The sequence below is a fragment of the Streptomyces sp. NBC_00704 genome (assembly GCF_036226605.1).
Taxonomy (GTDB): Bacteria; Actinomycetota; Actinomycetes; order Streptomycetales; family Streptomycetaceae; genus Streptomyces.
In genome coordinates this window covers 1-15,863 of sequence record NZ_CP109000.1, presented here as the reverse complement: position 1 = coordinate 15,863, position 15,863 = coordinate 1, and the positions used below count along the sequence as shown (strand labels likewise).

General features: G+C 67.5%; 20 protein-coding genes and 1 pseudogene. 11 read left to right on the top strand and 10 right to left on the bottom strand.

All coding sequences use genetic code 11. The features are described 5' to 3' along the window. Window positions 1–187: 187 nt before the first annotated feature. Window positions 188–508, bottom strand: coding sequence for a hypothetical protein (locus OG802_RS00105; RefSeq protein WP_329405960.1), 321 nt, complete (start codon window positions 506–508; stop codon window positions 188–190). 26 nt (window positions 509–534) lie between these two features. Here OG802_RS00105 and OG802_RS00100 point away from each other — a divergent pair, with 26 nt between their 5' ends. From OG802_RS00100 to OG802_RS00085, 4 genes are all read left to right on the top strand, one after another. Beyond that, window positions 535–1,146 carry a hypothetical protein gene (locus OG802_RS00100; RefSeq protein ID WP_329405957.1) on the top strand — a complete coding sequence of 204 codons (612 nt, stop codon included), beginning with the start codon at window positions 535–537 and terminating at the stop codon, window positions 1,144–1,146. 123 nt (window positions 1,147–1,269) lie between these two features. Further along, window positions 1,270–2,274 (top strand): RHS repeat-associated core domain-containing protein, encoded by a 1,005-nt coding sequence (locus OG802_RS00095; protein WP_329405955.1) that lies wholly within the window; start codon window positions 1,270–1,272, stop codon window positions 2,272–2,274. Continuing rightward, window positions 2,157–2,867: a polymorphic toxin-type HINT domain-containing protein gene (locus OG802_RS00090; RefSeq protein ID WP_329405953.1), complete on the top strand. Its 711-nt coding sequence runs from the start codon at window positions 2,157–2,159 to the stop codon at window positions 2,865–2,867. The genes OG802_RS00095 and OG802_RS00090 overlap by 118 nt, the downstream gene beginning before the upstream one ends. 64 nt (window positions 2,868–2,931) lie before the next feature. After that, window positions 2,932–3,456: a barstar family protein gene (locus OG802_RS00085; RefSeq protein ID WP_329405951.1), complete on the top strand. Its 525-nt coding sequence runs from the start codon at window positions 2,932–2,934 to the stop codon at window positions 3,454–3,456. Between the two features lie 83 nt (window positions 3,457–3,539). Here the strand turns inward: OG802_RS00085 and OG802_RS00080 are convergent. The 6 genes and pseudogenes from OG802_RS00080 to OG802_RS00055 all read right to left on the bottom strand — a co-directional run. Next, window positions 3,540–3,926: pseudogene (locus OG802_RS00080) on the bottom strand (transposase); the annotation flags it as partial. Window positions 3,927–4,151: 225 nt separating this feature from the next. Then, window positions 4,152–5,528: an IS1380 family transposase gene (locus OG802_RS00075; RefSeq protein ID WP_329405949.1), complete on the bottom strand. Its 1,377-nt coding sequence runs from the start codon at window positions 5,526–5,528 to the stop codon at window positions 4,152–4,154. Between the two features lie 122 nt (window positions 5,529–5,650). After that, the gene (locus tag OG802_RS00070) at window positions 5,651–6,175 is read right to left on the bottom strand and encodes an IS5 family transposase (protein ID WP_329405947.1); all 525 of its coding nucleotides are present in this window, start codon (window positions 6,173–6,175) and stop codon (window positions 5,651–5,653) included. A gap of 415 nt (window positions 6,176–6,590) precedes the next feature. Then, window positions 6,591–7,571 carry a hypothetical protein gene (locus tag OG802_RS00065; RefSeq protein ID WP_329405945.1) on the bottom strand — a complete coding sequence of 327 codons (981 nt, stop codon included), beginning with the start codon at window positions 7,569–7,571 and terminating at the stop codon, window positions 6,591–6,593. Window position 7,572: 1 nt separating this feature from the next. Beyond that, on the bottom strand, window positions 7,573–8,178 hold the full coding sequence (locus OG802_RS00060; protein ID WP_329405943.1) for an RNA polymerase sigma factor: 606 nt from the start codon (window positions 8,176–8,178) through the stop codon (window positions 7,573–7,575). Between the two features lie 955 nt (window positions 8,179–9,133). Continuing rightward, the gene (locus OG802_RS00055; protein WP_329405942.1) at window positions 9,134–9,832 is read right to left on the bottom strand and encodes a hypothetical protein; all 699 of its coding nucleotides are present in this window, start codon (window positions 9,830–9,832) and stop codon (window positions 9,134–9,136) included. Window positions 9,833–10,110: 278 nt separating this feature from the next. On the opposite strand from OG802_RS00055, the gene OG802_RS00050 reads away from it, so the two are divergent. Beyond that, window positions 10,111–10,353: a hypothetical protein gene (locus tag OG802_RS00050; protein WP_329405941.1), complete on the top strand. Its 243-nt coding sequence runs from the start codon at window positions 10,111–10,113 to the stop codon at window positions 10,351–10,353. A gap of 165 nt (window positions 10,354–10,518) precedes the next feature. Here the strand turns inward: OG802_RS00050 and OG802_RS00045 are convergent, their stop codons facing one another. After that, complete coding sequence (locus OG802_RS00045; protein WP_329405939.1) at window positions 10,519–11,067, bottom strand: DUF4262 domain-containing protein; 549 nt, start codon at window positions 11,065–11,067, stop codon at window positions 10,519–10,521. A 49-nt stretch (window positions 11,068–11,116) separates the two neighbouring features. After that, window positions 11,117–11,671 (bottom strand): LysE family translocator, encoded by a 555-nt coding sequence (locus tag OG802_RS00040; protein WP_329405937.1) that lies wholly within the window; start codon window positions 11,669–11,671, stop codon window positions 11,117–11,119. A gap of 134 nt (window positions 11,672–11,805) precedes the next feature. Between OG802_RS00040 and OG802_RS00035 the strand changes: the two genes are divergently transcribed. Both OG802_RS00035 and OG802_RS00030 read left to right on the top strand, forming a co-directional pair. Further along, window positions 11,806–12,315 carry a GNAT family N-acetyltransferase gene (locus OG802_RS00035; protein ID WP_329416864.1) on the top strand — a complete coding sequence of 170 codons (510 nt, stop codon included), beginning with the start codon at window positions 11,806–11,808 and terminating at the stop codon, window positions 12,313–12,315. Between the two features lie 11 nt (window positions 12,316–12,326). Continuing rightward, window positions 12,327–12,587 (top strand): maleylpyruvate isomerase N-terminal domain-containing protein, encoded by a 261-nt coding sequence (locus tag OG802_RS00030; protein ID WP_329405935.1) that lies wholly within the window; start codon window positions 12,327–12,329, stop codon window positions 12,585–12,587. Between the two features lie 495 nt (window positions 12,588–13,082). Here OG802_RS00030 and OG802_RS00025 read toward each other — a convergent pair whose 3' ends face one another. Beyond that, window positions 13,083–13,367, bottom strand: a complete 285-nt coding sequence (locus OG802_RS00025) for a hypothetical protein (protein ID WP_329405933.1) — start codon at window positions 13,365–13,367, stop codon at window positions 13,083–13,085. A 512-nt stretch (window positions 13,368–13,879) separates the two neighbouring features. Between OG802_RS00025 and OG802_RS00020 the strand changes: the two genes are divergently transcribed. From OG802_RS00020 to OG802_RS00005, 4 genes are all read left to right on the top strand, one after another. Next, the gene (locus tag OG802_RS00020) at window positions 13,880–15,022 is read left to right on the top strand and encodes a DUF6417 family protein (RefSeq protein ID WP_329405932.1); all 1,143 of its coding nucleotides are present in this window, start codon (window positions 13,880–13,882) and stop codon (window positions 15,020–15,022) included. Window positions 15,023–15,080: 58 nt separating this feature from the next. After that, complete coding sequence (locus OG802_RS00015; RefSeq protein WP_329405930.1) at window positions 15,081–15,284, top strand: hypothetical protein; 204 nt, start codon at window positions 15,081–15,083, stop codon at window positions 15,282–15,284. 79 nt (window positions 15,285–15,363) lie between these two features. Then, window positions 15,364–15,717: a hypothetical protein gene (locus OG802_RS00010; protein WP_329405929.1), complete on the top strand. Its 354-nt coding sequence runs from the start codon at window positions 15,364–15,366 to the stop codon at window positions 15,715–15,717. Beyond that, on the top strand, window positions 15,714–15,863 hold a 150-nt coding region (locus OG802_RS00005; protein WP_329416863.1), incomplete at its 3' end, for a MerR family DNA-binding transcriptional regulator. The genes OG802_RS00010 and OG802_RS00005, both read left to right, overlap by 4 nt.

Genomic DNA, 15,863 nt, shown 5'->3' with positions numbered 1-15,863 from the left:
GGCACCGGGTTCCGGCACCCTGGAGACTCCTCTCTGGGTGCGCCGAACCTGTTCGAGTGTAGAAGGAGTTCTGCGACGACGGGTGCCCGTCATGGAGCCCACCCCGGACGGAGCACAGGCACGCGACCACTCAAATGCCGGACGTTGTGCTCTGCCACTCGGGGCTCCGGCCGACAGGCACGCCCGGTCACCGCTCCTCGTTCACCATCCGCGCCGTCGCGCTGACGCCAGGCAGAGCGGTGAACACGCAGTCCCAGCGTGCGCCCAGCTCCCGCAGCGCGTCGGCGCACGGATTGCCGTCGGTCGCCGCAGTGACAAGGTCGACCGGGACAACGGTCACGGACGCCTGGAGTACGACGGTGTCGCCATCAGGACCGGCGGGCACCCGGCCCAGGTCAAGTTCGTGGTAATCGTTCAGTACACGCGTAAGACAACGGTCCAGAAGTACGATGCCGGTCGGGGACAGAAGATCGGCGTCATCAATGCCTTCTGCCGCAACCAGCCCCACAACAAGTGTCCCGCATGGATGAACCAGTGATCGACTCTGAAGACCGTGAGCAGCAAGCGGCCGTCAGCCGTCTGCTGCTGTACTACCTCAACAGCCCCCTGGCCGAGGGGTGCCGGCTTCACGGAGTTCTGCCCGCCCCCGGCGCCGTCCGTGTTGCCGTCCATGCCGGAGACAACGAGGACGGCACCACCTTCCTCTACGAGATCCCCCACGACACCGTTGCCCCGTACTACATCCCCGGCCTCCTGCGCACGGTGCTGACGGGCACTCAGCTCTACGGGACGAGCGACATCAGCGAAACCATGGGCATGACACTCATCCGCCTCCACCCCGAGGAAATCACCCCGGACCCCGAAGACGAGTACGGCCAGACCCTCACCGTCGTACGCGCCCTGTCCGACCCAGGCGACGAGGACAACCCCTTCCTGGTCGGGTTCCTGATGCTGGAGCACAGCCTGCTGCGCCTGTACGTGCAGCGTCCCGACCGCCCAGGCATCGTCGGTGTCGACGTTCGCCTGACCGACACGACCACCGCCCTGATCGCCTCCCTTCCGAGCCTCATCGGGGAAGCCCAGCACCACAGGCCGTCCTCGGACGACCCACACTGCGATCTCCTCGTGGACCTGACCAACTGGTAGAGCACCTGGCGTCCCGGTCGAACTGCCTTGCGCCGGCCGCAGCGGCCGATCCCGCCTTCTGAAGCTCCGATCGCGACCACCGGCCACTCCTGGACACGACCTCTGCCAGGCGGCGGCACCGTAGTGCGAACAGGCACCGGCACCAACTACAAATTCCAGATCAGCGACCCGCACGGCACCAGCGGCCTCTACCTGGACTCCACCGCGCAAACCCCCACATGGCGCCAGTTCACCCCCTACGGCGGCACCCGCGGCACCGCGGTCACCTGGATCGACAACCGAGGCTTCCTCAACGCACCCGACAACGCGAACACCGGCCTCACTCAACTCGGCGCCCGCCAATACGACCCCACCCTCGGCCGCTTCACCAGCCTCGACCCCCTTTTCGAAACCACTGACGACCAACAACTCGCCGGCTACGCTTACGCCGCAGGCAATCCGATCACGAACAGTGACCCCTCCGGGCTCTGCGCAGGACCTGACTGCCCGACACGTAATTGCCCGTCATGCATAAATGCCACACCGGGAAACAGGGCCAGCGTCAACGCCGCGATGCGTGACCACGCCAACTCGGGTAGCACCCCCAGTAACAGTAAGGCCGGCACACACCAGGGCTGGGTAGCTTCAACAACCCCGTCGTCAAACAACGCGCGAAGGCTGGGGAGTTCCTACTATCAGTTCAGCAGTAACAAGCTCACAGCCACGGGGGGCGGTTACTGGGCACCGCAAACGAATGTCTTCGGTAAACCGGAAACTGTTTGCTACGGCCGCCTCGCCTGTAATCGTGCATATTCCTATTACCTTGACCACCCGGATGATGTAGCCGGAGCAAAGGAGATTGCTGCCACCTACTGCGTCATAAATGAGGAAGAATGCAAGAAGGATGCCCGGGTTTGGGAACGCGCCCTAGGGGTTGCTGACGATTTCGTCATGGCTCTGGCCGCTGGCGAAGGCATTAGGTTCGGAGAGGGGAGCACCGGCTCCCGAGGGTCCGGCTCCCGAGGCCGTCCATGCAGTTTCTCACCAGACACGCCGGTATCATGGAGGGTGGCAAGACAGAGCCCATCGGTGAGATTGAGGTCGGCGACAAGGTCGAAGCAGCCGATCAAAAGACAGGCAAGCACGTAGGCGCCCGCACGGTCCAACACGTGTTGCTCAACCGCGACTACGACTTGCTCGATCTGACCTTTCGCGGCGAGGATGGCAAAACCGCCACTCTCCACACAACCGCCAACCATCCCTTCTGGAACGACTCCACTCACGCATGGGTCCCCGCCGGTGACCTCCACCGCGGCGACACTCTCAACACGGCCACCGGCCACCACGCTTACGTCATCTCCGCGCGGCCCACACCGGGATCCGCCAACCGTTGGAACCTCACAGTCGGCGACCTCCACACGTACTATGTGCTGGTAGGTGCGGCCCCCGTTCTCGTTCACAACAGCTGCCCGCTGAATCTCGAGGCGGTTGACGACTACCTGCATGATCAGATACAGACTGTTGTAGATGCTTTCGATAAGACCGGTAAGCCTCCGGCTGGCGTTATGCAAGGCGGTATCGACGTGGACAACGTCGGCGTATATCGGGGGCACAACATCCCCGGTGGCGGAAGTGATAAGCCTCTCGGTTACTGGACCGAGATGGACGTCTGGCCGACTGAGGCTGGCGCAAGGCGGGGCGGCATGGGGCGCATCGTCATCGGACAGAGGGGTGAAGCCTGATACACGCCCCACTACAAGTCCGGCTCGTGGACACCTATTAGGGAAGAGTGCAACTGTGGGCGGTATGGAAGATAACGGCGCGAGAGGAAAGTGGGCGCTGCTGAGGTCGGCTCCCGCCGATACGGACGACCCCTATGTGGTCGCGGCACGTCGAAGGCTGGCCCGGTGGGAAGACCTCGGAGCGGCGAGCCTCAATATAGGACAGCGTCCATTCCTGATTAAGGAAGAAGAATATAGGCGAATTAGAGGTGAGTTTGGCGGCGCCGGTGTCGACCTTCTGGAGGTTGACGCGACAAATGTTGTCACGGAGCATAAATTCCTCGTGTTGCTCGGCAAGATTTATAAGTTTCCAGAATACTACGGCGAAAATTGGGACGCGTTTCTTGATTGCTATGCGGACGTGGTTGAGGCTGATGAGACTCCCCTTATTCTCGCTATTTTTGGTCTCTCGAACTTTTGTGAGTCGAACTTTCGGGAGTTTCTTCGCTCGCTCTATGAGTTGGAATCGATCACTGAATCGATTTCCCTCTTCAGGTCAGTAATCCCGAGAAGAGTAATCAATGTCTACCCGGGGAACTGGTCCTTGTAGCCCGCCGTGGGAAATGCAGGTTCGAGATAACCATTGAGCTTCTTCAGCGTTGCCGCTCCAGGGTGAGGACCAGGGCTTCGACGCCCCAGCACGTCCACGGCCAGTCCCCGCTTGCGGCCCGAGACCTTCTTGTTGGCGTCCAGTCCCGTCGTGGTCTTCGGGACACCCGCGGCCGCGCGGACGGACTGGGTGTCGATGATCACGAGGGACGGGTCCTCTAATCGCCGGGCTCTCTCCCGTACCTGGCAGCGCAGGAGTTCCTGAATCCGCTGGTCGAGCCCGTCCTGGCGCCACAGGCCGAAGTAGTAGAACACCGCCGACCAGGACGGCAGGTCATGGGGCAGATAACGCCACTGGCAGCCCGTCCGGTTCTGATAGAAGATCACGTTCACGACCTCCCGCAGATCACAGGATCCAGGATCTCCGGTCGCTGACCGTGCCACCCGGTCCTGTTTCCAGGCCGTGATCATCGGCTCGATCGAGCGATCACGAACCGAGAAAGATCGGACTTAACGTCCACTAAGAACTCCTAACCTCGAAGTTTCGTGACGGGCCGCCGACGGAGTCGGTGGCCCGTTTTCGTGCCGTGAGTTGGGGGTGGGCAGGCCGAGGGCCCGAGTGTCGTCTCGGGGCGGCGCCGGGTTCCACTGCTCCGGGGAGTGAAGGGCTGTCGTAGGGATGGGTGAATCCGCTGGTCAGCCGGGGTTCGGCAGGAGTGCGAGCCGTTCGAGGGCGGCGGTGATGTGGCCGGTCCAGGGCCAGTGCCGGGCCAGGCGGAGGATCCGCTGGCGGCCGGTGGTGACGAGTTGTCCGGCCGCGGTGAACAGGCGGAGCCGCAGGCGGCGGGGCTCCCAGAGCCTGGCCTTGCCGGTGAGTGCGAGCATGGGCATCCAGGCCAGCAGGTCGAGGGCGATCTGGACGATCTCGAGCCAGACCTTGTTCTGGGCTGTGGTGTGCAGGGGCAGGTTGCGCAGGCCGGTGGCCCGGGCGGCCCGGATCCGGTCCTCGGCCCGGGCCCGCAGCCGGTGGCGGAGCTCGAGTTCGGCGATCGGCCGGCCGGCGGTGTTGGTGGCGAAGCACGTGATCCGCATGCCGTCCGCGTCCGTGATCCTCAACTGGGCTCCGGGGTGGGGTCGTTCCTTTCGGACGATCAGTCGCATGCCCTCCGGCCAGCCGTCCAGCAGCTTGCCGGTGAGCTCGGCGACCCAGGCCCCGTCACGGACCTCACCATTGGTCTCGACGGCCGCCGTCCAGGCCGGGGCGGGGACCTTCAGCACGTGTTCGTGGATCGCCTCGGTGACCGTCATGCCGACCGAGTAGGACAGCCATCGTCCTCGCCTGGCGAGCCAGGACACGAAGTCGTGGGTGCCGCCGGCGGAGTCCGTGCGGATCAGCGTCTGCCGCCCTCGCCGGTAGCGCTTGGGCAGCTGGGCCAGGGCGAGCTGGGCGGTGGTGATGTGGTCGGCTGCTGTGTTCGAGCCCGCGTTCCCCGGCCTGAGGAGGGCCGCGACCGGCTCGCCGGTTCCGCCCGGGCCGTGGTCGACGAAGGCTGTCAGCGGATGGTGGCCGTAGGTCTTCTTCCAGGTCGCGGCCGCGTCCTCCTTGTCGGAGTGCGCGATCACGAGGACGCCGTCAAGATCGACGACGACCTGACCATTGGTGTCCGGGGCATTCTCACCGGCCAACGACCAGACACGGTCACGGACTTCGGAGCGTGCGGACCGGATCGCCTGCAAAGCTTTCTCGCCGGAGGCGGCGAGGGTGTCGATCAGGCGGGAGACGGTCGGGTCGGAGGCAACCGGACCGAAGACGGCCGGCTCGGCCCGCAGCATGGCGACATCCGCGAGGCAGTCCCCGCCCAGTGCGACCGCCAGGGCGACATCCAGGAGGACCTTACCGGGATCGTGGACGGCCCGCGGCTTGCGCCACGGCGCCAGAGCTGCCGATATGACCTGGTCAAGACCGGACTTGCGGGCCGTTTCGACGAGCAGGACCGTCCCGGCCTGGGAGACGACCTGGCGGCCGTCGTCCTGGACGCGGACACGGGGATAGGACCCGATAGAGTGCTTCACCTGGGAAGTGCCTCCGGCGGTGGCAGGAACAAGGACCTCGACAATCCTCATTCTTGCTGGTCAGAGGCACTTTCTGCTTTCCTGACCGCCTGCCGGACAGCCCGCTTCATGAAAGCGCGAGGCTAACATAGGCGTTGGACGTGGCGGTGGGTGATCAGGCAGACGGCGAGGCCGAGGAAGGCTTCGTGGATGTCGTCGCGTCGCTCCCATCGGATGCGGAGTCGGCGGAAGCCGTGGAGCCAGGCGATGGTGTGTTCGACGACCCAGCGGACGGTGCCCAGGCCGGTGCCGTGCGGTTGTCCCCGTTCGGCGATCGCCGGCCGGATGCCGCGCTCGCGCAGGAGGCGCCGGTATTTGTCGTGGTCGTAGCCGCGGTCGGCAAAGAGCATGTCGGGCCGTCGGCGCGGCCTGCCGACAGCCCCGGCGACAGCCGGCACCTTGTCGAGCAGGGGCAGGAGCTGAGTGACGTCGTTGCGGTTCCCGCCGGTCAGGGACACCGCGAGCGGGATGCCCCTGTCCGTCGGTGAGGACGTGGTGCTTGCTGCCCGGCCGTGCGCGGTCGACCGGGCTGGGACCGCTTTTGGGCCCCGGCGGGCGGCCCGGACGTGGGAGGAGTCGATCACCGCCCTAGACCAGTCCAGCGGCATTCAGGTAGCCGTCACCGTCTCGCTGTTCACCGGGCAGCCAGACGACGGCGATGCACACGGTGCCGAGACGGTGCGAAGTGTCTCGGCCCGGTCGACGCCGACGCCATGCACCGCGTGGACCAGGCGCTGCGGGCCGTCCAGGTCCTGTAGCTTCACCAGCCGAAAAAGGGGCAGGCGCCCTCAGTCCGCGGTGATCCACGGCGGCCGCGGGGTCGGCGGCGAGCAGATGCCGACCTGGGCTAGGACTCCCCGGCCCTGCTGGAGACGACCGGCTGGCTGGAGTGCGAGTTCGGGGTGGCCATCGCGGGGGGCGAGTGCGCCGACGCCAGGACCCCGGCCCAGTTGACCTATCTGGTCAACTGCCTGCTGGCCGGGGCCGCCTGACCACGCGGCGGCGACCGAGGTGGCGTGGTCGTCAGCCGCGCTTCCCCGCCCCGTCGACGATCTCGGTGGCGACGCGGGTCTCCATGGCGATCACCGTGCCCTTCGCGATGAACGGCCCCCCGGAGGCCTTGCCGCCCGCGTAGTAGCCGAGCCCGGCCACCCACCGGACGCCCCGGTAGGCGTACGTCTCCGGGTCGAGCAGGACCTGGATGCCGTTGCGCTGGAAGGAGTAGTCACGGAAGTTGCCGTCGACGCCGATCGCGAGGACGGTCCGGCCCGCCCCGTCGGTCACCTTCACCGGCTCGGTCACTCCGTCCAGGCCCATGATGATCCGGTGGATCGTGCGCGCCTTGTCCGGCGGGAGGTCGGCGGATCCGGAGAGGACCTCCAGGATCTCGTCGAAGTCGCGCTGGGCCTGGGTCAGCCGCCACGCGCTGCTCGACCGGCTGGGCACGGACTTCTTCAGGATTGTCCGCAGGGCGGCGTCGGGGTCGTCGGGGAGCGTCGCCACGAGGGCGTCCATTTCCTGCGGCGCGAGCATCTCCCAGGCGTGATGACCGAGGGCGGCGTCGGGTCTGTTCCCTCTCCAGCCCGGTCCCGCCCACGCGTTGCCGTCGTACCGGACCCACCGGTCCGACAACTGGGACTTCGTCGGCGTGGCGCTGCAGGCCCGCCCGGCGTGGGGAGACAGATCAAGCACCCCGATCTCGCTGTACTCGCCGCCGCTCTTCGTGTAGGCGCACTGCCATCCGTCCATCCGGACGTGCTGGTACACCCACTGGTTCGGCCGGGGTGCGGGTTTCGCCGGCGCCGAGTGGTCCGCTCGCAGCGTCACCGTGGACAGCGACGCCGCGGCCACCACCGCGGCGACCGCGCCCAGGGCCTTGAGCCGCCAGCCGTAACGGTCGCGGCGCGGCCCGGCAATCTCAGCCAGCAGGCGCTGCCGGGCCGGGGCGAGCCGGGCGTGGTCGGGTACGGGAGCGTCGGCCCGCAGGCCGCGGACAGTCGTCATCTCATCCATGGCCGATCATCTCCGTGGCGTCGTGTACGAGGGTGGGGTCGGCTCCCCCGAGGGTGTGACGGACCTTCCTGCGGGCCCGGTTGAGGCGTGAGCGCACCGTGCCCACCGGGATGGACAGGGCCTCGGCGACCTCCTGGTAGCCGAGGTCGGCCCAGGCGACCAGCAGCAGGACGTCCCGGTCGCCCCGCGACAGCCCGGCCAGCGCACCGGCCAGCAGCCCGTGGGCGGCGTGGGCGGTGACCCGGCTGTCACTGCGGTCGGTCCAGGACGCGGCCACCGGGTCGAGTCCGGTGCGGGCGAGCGCGCGCAGCGCCCGGACCTCGGCACGGCGCTGCTTCCCGATGAGGTTGGCGGCGATGCCGTACAGCCAGGGGCGGGCGTCGCGACGCGCCAGGTCGTAGCGCCTGCGCGTGCGGAACGCGCTCAGGAAGGTGTCGGCGGTGATGTCCTCGGCCGCCTCCTCGCCCAGCCGACGGGCCGCGTACCGGTGGATCACGGCCGCGTGCCGCTGGTAGAGCTCGCCGAAGAGCTCGGGGCGGTCCAGGGAGTCGGCGATGACGCGGGCGTCGTCGCCGGATCTGGCGGGTGGACTGTTCACACGGTCTCCGTGTCTGTCGACGGGCTGTCACCTCATCGGTCGATGGGCGACACCCCTCATTACCCGCAGCCCCCGAAAGGGTTCACGGCCGGACTCAGTCGGAGGGCGCGGCGGGCTCCGGCTCCGCCGCCGCTGTTGCCGCCGCCTGCGCCGTCTCCTTGCCGGCCGCGCCCGGAATCAGAAGATCGAGGAGCAGTCGCGCAACTTTCTCCGGACCGGCGCAGCGGGTCCGATCATGGACAGGTGATCAGGCGACGACGACCACACCTCCCGTCGCGCAGCCCGGTCGTAAGCGAAGTCCCGCCCTGGCGACGGGACATATCGTGCACCGCTCTCCTCGACGACGGACGATGCCCGCCACATGACCGGCAGGCGCAAGTTGATCAGTGCGTACACTCCGTGCCATTCGACACTTCATGATGGGGATCTGCATGTGGCCGAACCGAGATCGTTCCTCCTTGGCCCTGGCAGCAGCCGGCGCCCTGTTTCTTCTCGTCGGAGGCTGTTCTTCAGGGCCGGACGATACGGAACCCCGGTCGGGGACGTCTTCCGATCGTTCGAGGACACCGTCTGCGGGCGCGCGCCCACTCGGCGCTGCCGAGTTGGCGGCCGCGCTGCCAGTGGAGGGGGCTCTGCCGGGTTACAGGGTCACCGGCACGCCCAAGTCGAGCGCCGCCGCCGGACCAGGCGTCTCACGTGTGAAGCCTGAAGCGTGCCTACCGCTCTGGAATGCACATGCCGGCACTCCCACCACGTCCGCCGCCAGCGCCTGGGTCCCTATATCGTCTTCCGGTTTCGCCCCGCCGACCGAGACCCTCACGTTCTCCAGCTTCCGCCCAGAAGGCGCGGAGGCTTACCTGGCTTCCTTGAACAAGGCTCTGACGGCCTGCCCGTCGTCGGCCTTCATGGGCTCGGACGGCACGCCCGCGACTGCGGACATCGAACGCGTGGCGAGTCAGGACGCGCTGGGCGACACCTCGGTGAGTTTCCGGATGCACTGGACGGTCGACCTCGACGGGTTCACGTCCGATACGTATTCCTTGATCACAACCGTCCGGGCAGGCGAGGCGACCGTTACCGCCGTGGCGGACGCCGACATCGGCAGCCAGCTCCCGGCGTCGAAAAAGCGCACGTTCATGCCGCAGGCGGACCCCGCCATGATGAAGTCACAAGCCGACATCCTCATTGCGTTGCAGAGTCGCTGAACGACCGTCGCATCCAGGACGAGGCGGCACCGGCGGCGGAGCTCCTTCTCGAGCGCGGCCGTGTCGATCCAGGCGCCGGGCGTCGACCGGAACTTGATCGGCTCTGGCAGATAGATCACGCTGAGTGGGCGACCGTCGGCCTCCCACTGCCGGATCACGGCCTCGGCGCGCTCACGGAGCACGTCGTCCTTCGACTTGAGGGCGGGCCCGAAGGTGATCGGGCCCTTGGGCGCGGTGACTGCCAGAACGGCGAAGTCGATGCCGGCGGTGATGAGCCTCCCGAACGCCTCGTTGGTGGCGGCCGCCAGGCGGGCCTCCTCCCGGCGCGTCAGCGGTACGCCCGAGCGCCGGGTGTCGAGCGGCACCACGTCGACGGAAAACGGCTCGAGCGGGCCACTGGGCTCCGACACGGTCCAGCCGAGGGGCGCCCTCCAGCTGGCGCCGTTCATCATCTGGAGTGCACAAGGCTTCCGCCGCTGTGGACGGCGTGGATCACGTCGTGGCATGGGGGAATCCACAGGTAGCTCGGGCGGAAGGGGACCCATGCCGGTCCGAGGGAGAGTCGAGATCGGAGACGGTCGGAGAGGACCAGGCCGGACAGAGTGCCGCCGACGAGTTCCTGCGACCAGCCGGTCGTCAGTTGACCTACGGCATGGTCCGCGCGCACATCGCCACGTTGCGTGGCGCTCCGTCCGAGGCGCCGCCCCGGCCGCCTACGGTGCGGCAGGTGACCGGCTGGCTCACCCGGCACCCCAGCGCGCTGAGCGAGGACGACCGCGCTGGCATGAAGGACGTCCTGGCCCGCTGCCCCGAACTGGACAAGGCCGCCGGGCATGTCCACGACTTCGGCGAGATACTCACCGACCGCCTCGGCTCCACGCTCCCTGCCTGGATCGACGCAGTCGAGGCCAACAGTTACCCGGCCTCACTGGCTTCGCGCTCCACCTGCTCCGGGATCTCGACGCTGTGACAGCCGGGCTCAGCCTGGACTGGAGCTCCGGCAGCATCGAGGGCGCCGTGAACCGCATCAAGAAGATCAAGCGGCAACTCTACGGCCGAGCCGGATTCGAGCTGCTCCGCAAGATGATCTTGCTCCAGTAGCTTCTCGCCACGGTGTTGCTTGGCCGGCACGGAGTCAGAGTTCGGTCGTCCAGATCCCGACAGGGTGCTCACTCGGTGGCAGCCACAACTGAGGCTGTGACCCCCGATGCCTCACCTCAGCCAGTTCGTCCCAGTGAAATCGGTTATCCGCGTCAGGCCACGCAACTTGCAGCACAGGGAAAGGAGGCCGCCGGTAGAACCCGATGGCCTGTCCGAAGAAAGTCCGGTACCAGCGCAGATCAACCCGCATGAGCGCGACTTGGTGACCGTCGACAACGTCAGGATGTCTCTGGCCGTCAGCCAGTACAGCGCCTGCGGCGGACTTCTCTCCGAGCCTGTTGAGAATGCGGTGCATGACGTGGATATCGAGTCCGAACATGGCCGGTTCAGGTGCGCTGTGAGTGTGCGCGAGGCCGATCGTGTAGGCGAATCCAGGACCGATGTCGTCCTCGGGAACCATCACGACGTGCCATCCGTGCCGCTGCACGTTCTCGCTGATCGTCAGATCCATGCAGTCCGCTTCGTCTCGGTCACCGTAGTCATGGCAGAGGACGCAGCGGCACTGGAACGGATCAGCAGTCATACGCGGAGGCTACGAGGTGAGTGCTCGAGCCGGACAGCCGGGCTCGTGATCACCCTTTCAATCGAACGACACTGTCACCCTCTGCGACCGGTCCCCAAGATCTGTGCCAGAACCCGTAACTCACTAACAAAGCCAGGGCTCCATGCGGCACGAACTGCGGCAGGAAGGACACGGCGAACACGCCGGCCTTCGGATTGGCGAAGTTGGTGACGAGGCCCTGCCAGTACGCCCGCCGAAGCGACACCGCGGCTGTTTCCGCTGGTCCCTGATCCGGTTGTCCAGCTCGCCTCGACTGCCACAAGGCACGCGCTCCCATCCACAGCAACACCGCGGCGCCGACGATCCGGATGACGTCGTAGGTGACCTGCGAGGCCAGCAGTAGGGCGGAGAGACCGAAGGCCGCGGCCAGGCCCCACAGCAGCACCCCGCACTCGTTACCCAGGACCGTGGCCATGCCGGTCCTCCGGCCGTTCACCACCGCTCGGCGCAGGATCACGACCGTGCTTGGCCCTGGGACCATGGCGACCAGGAAGGCCGCACCGACGAACGCAACGACGGAAGTCATCATCGAGGCAGCATCGACAAGCGTGTTGATGCGCCGCAAGGCTCTTGTCGGCCCAGCTGCGGACGTGTTCCGCAGATCCCCCGTCGAGGCGAAGACCACCGTCGGGTTCACGCCGCGGAGAAGGCGCGGAATCGGGTGGACACGGCTCGGTACGGTGGCCGATGATCTCCGGCATGATCCGGGCCGCCACTGTGGACGACATCGCGGAGATCCGCGCGATGATCCGCGAACTCGCTGAGTACGAACGGGCTGCCGAGCAGGCCCAAGCAACCCAGGAGCAGCTCCGCGACGCGCTGTTCGGAGAACACCCCGCTGCTTCCGCACTGATCGCTGAGGACGATGAGACGGGGCGGGCCGTGGGCTATGCCCTGTGGTTCCCCCGCTTCTCGACCTGGACCGGCACGCGCGGCATGCACCTGGAGGACCTCTACGTGCGGTCGCACGCCCGAGGTGGAGGACATGGCAAGGCTCTGCTCGCCTCATTGGCCGCGATCTGTCAACAGAACGGCTACGAGCGCTTCGAGTGGTGGGTCCTGGCCTGGAACGAACCGACGATCGACTTCTACAAGTCGCTCGGCGTGGAGCTGCTGAACGAGTGGACGGTATGTCGGCTGAGCGGTGAACCACTGAAGGAACTCGCTGCCCAGGCCCCGGCAGTCCTCAACCAGAGCCCGGCCCTGTAGGACGGAGGGTCATGCAACCTCCTGTCGCAGCAGTGATCGAAGCCCACCGGACACTGGAAAGGCTCGTGGCCGGACTGAGCGACCAGCAGGTCACCGAGGCATCCGCCCTTCCGGGTTGGTCACGCAGCCACGTCCTCGCGCATCTCACCGACAACGCGAGAATGTTCGGCCGTCTCGCGGAACATGCCCTGCGCGGTGAACTTGTAGCGGGCTACGACGGCTATGGCGCAGGTCCACGACCCAGCCGCACGCCCCCGGACGGTCAGCCTTAGCGACCGCCTCACGGCCTTGCCGCACATACCGCTCGTACACCGCGTCAGATCCCTGTACCGCGGGGAGTGACACGTAGGCCAGGTGACCCCCCAGCGAGCGAGCCTCCGGCCCTCGGAAGGAGGAGTCGGGCGGAGCTTCGATCCTCTTTGCCACCTGGTTGGGTTCGACGAAGGAACTGTGCCCGTGGCCGACTGTCCGAAGGGCGGAGCGGATCGCGTCGTAGGTGTCTGATGGCTTCTGCGCGGCCCGGGCCTGCGAGAACGCCTGGCGGCGTACCTCTGTCCACTCGACCTGATGGCGCAGGAGCGCATTCTTCTCCATGATGTCCAACACCTTCGACAGGTAGGACCGGGCAGCGGCCGACATGGCTGGCCCTTCTGCCCCCTGCGAAAGGCCCGTGCATCCCGTCCCCGCGACGAGAACGCTCACCAGCCCAGCGCAGGCAGTCCCACGCAGCAACCGTCGCCGTCTCATCCATACCCCCAACTCTGCAATCAGGAGCAACCCTTGACTGCCGAGCAACTCGCTTTGGTAGCGGGTGAGTTCAGAAACAGGCACTGATCAATATGGTGACGCGCGGCCTCTCCGGGGACAGTCGGATCGGCGAGTTCGCTCTCGTGCCCGACATCGAGCTGGAGGTCACGGTCGGCAGGCGGCAGTAACTGGCGCTGCACACCGGCCACATCGCAGGCCTCACCAAGTTCCTGCGGGAATCCATCGGCACCCTCGGCATCAGCACTCCCGGCGCCCGCACACCCGTGGCTGGCCAGTGCTTTCATTGCGAGGGGACTGGGCATGCCCGCCCGCTGTGGGAGCGGTCGCGGACAGTCCCCATCGACCTCTGGTAGTTCCCGTACAGGGTGCTCGCGGTGGTGCTGGGTGGGATCGCCCAGCACACCGTCCAGGGTGCGGCGGCGGATCAGGCCGGTGCGGTGATCGCCGGGCAGTCCGGTCAGGGTGGGACGCGCCCGGCGCCCGGGTCGCCCCGTTGTCCGGACAGGACCAGGACGTTGGTGCGGGTTGGCCGATACGGCGCTGTTGATCATCTGCCGCTCACGATTCCCAGAGGAGCGATGCAGACCAGCCACCCTCTGAAGTCGCCGACCGTGCCGCGGACAATCCCGCGCTTCCGCTTGCGCGAAAGGATCCGCCGCATCGCGAACGCCGGCCTCTGACGACGGCGCGGCCACACACGCGCGCTGGCGGCAGTGACCTGAGCGCCCCGGCGCCCGTTGCCCTGCTGGGACCGCTCAACGCGGACGAGTGATCCCGTGGCTTGGGGGTGGGGACGTTGCACGATGACAGGGCCGTAGCGGTGCTGCGGGAGGTGGCCGACCGGCAGGAGACAGCCGGCCATGGCTGGGCCTTGGATGGGGACCTGCGCCCGGTCAAGCAGCGCGTGTTCAACCTCGCCGGGCGGGGACTGGTGGAGCTGGCGGGCCGCGAGGACCGTGCGGAGTTGTCGGCGTGGGAGGGCCGTCCCGTGCGATGGGCGGCGCGTCCGACCCCGTGCGGTCATGCCCTTCTCGTCTACAGCCGTCTACGTCCCCAGCCCGCCCCGGACGACCCCGGGCCGGGGCTGCGACGGGTGGAGCTGATCCCGGCGCAGATGACCGCGCTGCGTCTGTTCGTCGCCCTCGCCGACCAATTGCGGGTGCCGCCTGCGTCCGGGCTGGCGGAGCGGGTGCGCGGGGCCCGGCGCGAGCAGGGCACGAACCGGCATGTGTTGTACCTGTCGCCAGAGCAGATGGAGTCGGTCGCCTACGGGTTCTGGCTGCACAGCATGTCCGGCTCGGCTCTCGAGGCCAACCGCTTCGCCCGCGACTACGACGTCGCCCATGACCCTGCTCCTGCCACGGAGACGCCCGCCCTCCTGGCCGTCCACGACACCGTCGACGACACCACCGCCTACCGGGCGGAACTGTCGGCCCGCGTCGATGAGCCGGTCCTGTCTGACGACCCGGTCCTCCAGCGCGACCTCCAGCTACCCGACTCTTGGTGGGAGGACCTCGCCGGGACGCTGGAGAAGGTGGCGGCCGTCGACACCGACCGCGTCGCCGTACGGCAGCAGTACATGGACCGGGCGATCCCCGAGTTCGTGGGCATCCCGGCCCCGGCCGTGACCCGCTGGACCGCCGCCCACTCCGACCTGCACTGGGTAAACCTCACCGCGGCGCCGCTGCGGCTTCTGGACTGGGAGGGATGGGGGCGCGCTCCGGAGGGATTCGACGCCGCCACGCTCTACGCCTACTCGCTGCTCCAGGAGGACGTCGCCGCCCGGGTCCACGACGCCTTCCCCGTCCTGGGCAGTCCGGTCGGCCTTGCAGCCGAAGCGACCGTGTGCGCGCAGTTGCTGCAGACCGTGGCTCGCGGCGACAACCTCAACCTCGAAGACCAGCTCCGGCACTGGTCCGAGGAACTCCGCCGCCGCTGACCGAGCCCCTTGGCCCTGATGATGGCCAGGCGGATCAGCGCGTGGTCAGCCGCCGCTGGTGGCCTTCGCCCGCTACAGCCGTGACGGCAGCTTCGCGGTGCTCGGTGCCAACCTGCGCTTCACCATGGTGATGGCCGCCGGCTCGATCGCCGGTGCCGTGCTGGGCGGGCTGCTTCTGGGTATGTTCTCAGACTTGGTGCTCATCCCGGCGCTTGCCGCGATCCTGCTCGTCTCCGCGGCCAAGCTCGCCCGCCACGAATGACCAGGCGCATGCTCACGAGCTTGCATCCGGTACCCAGGTACAGGTTTACCGTCGGTGATGTCCCCGCCCAGGGGACGCGATGACGGGAGTGAGCGCGATGAACGACCTGGCGTGGGTGCCGCAGTCCTGCACGCTGCCCCCCGAGGAGCGGCCCCTGCGGGTCGCGGAGTGGGACGCGCTGTTCTCCGAGCGGCTGACCTCCATGTCGAGGCCCCAGCCGCTCAGTCTGCGCCTTGACCTGGCCGGCGGAGAAGGTGTGGAAGAGCGGGTGCGGGACCTGGTGGAACGCGAGAGCGGCTGCTGCTCGTTCTTCACCTTCACCACCACCCCCGGCCAGGACCTGCTCCGTCTGGACATCTCGGTGGACCAGGCGCACGAGGCGGTCCTGGACGCCCTGGCCGCACAGACGGCCGCTGCCCGGGAGCAGCGGTGAGCACGGGTCTGCGCAGCGGGCAGGTCGCGGAGGCGGCCGGGGTGAACATCCAGACGCTGCGCTACTACGAGCGGCGCGGCCTGCTGGCCGAACCGGAACGCAGCAACGGCGGCCACCGCCTCTACGGCGAGGACGCGGTCACCGCG

Excerpts from the sequence above, each read along its gene's own strand:
- OG802_RS00065 (WP_329405945.1), bottom strand. The coding sequence starts at position 7,571 with ATGACGACTGTCCGCGGCCTGCGGGCCGACGCTCCCGTACCCGACCAC.
- OG802_RS00055 (WP_329405942.1), bottom strand. The coding sequence starts at position 9,832 with ATGAACGGCGCCAGCTGGAGGGCGCCCCTCGGCTGGACCGTGTCGGAG.
- OG802_RS00085 (WP_329405951.1), top strand. The coding sequence starts at position 2,932 with ATGGAAGATAACGGCGCGAGAGGAAAGTGGGCGCTGCTGAGGTCGGCT.
- OG802_RS00025 (WP_329405933.1), bottom strand. The coding sequence starts at position 13,367 with ATGAAAGCACTGGCCAGCCACGGGTGTGCGGGCGCCGGGAGTGCTGAT.
- OG802_RS00070 (WP_329405947.1), bottom strand. The coding sequence starts at position 6,175 with ATGCCGCTGGACTGGTCTAGGGCGGTGATCGACTCCTCCCACGTCCGG.
- OG802_RS00030 (WP_329405935.1), top strand. The coding sequence starts at position 12,327 with ATGCAACCTCCTGTCGCAGCAGTGATCGAAGCCCACCGGACACTGGAA.
- OG802_RS00090 (WP_329405953.1), top strand. The coding sequence starts at position 2,157 with ATGCAGTTTCTCACCAGACACGCCGGTATCATGGAGGGTGGCAAGACA.
- OG802_RS00035 (WP_329416864.1), top strand. The coding sequence starts at position 11,806 with ATGATCCGGGCCGCCACTGTGGACGACATCGCGGAGATCCGCGCGATG.
- OG802_RS00010 (WP_329405929.1), top strand. The coding sequence starts at position 15,364 with ATGACGGGAGTGAGCGCGATGAACGACCTGGCGTGGGTGCCGCAGTCC.
- OG802_RS00045 (WP_329405939.1), bottom strand. The coding sequence starts at position 11,067 with ATGACTGCTGATCCGTTCCAGTGCCGCTGCGTCCTCTGCCATGACTAC.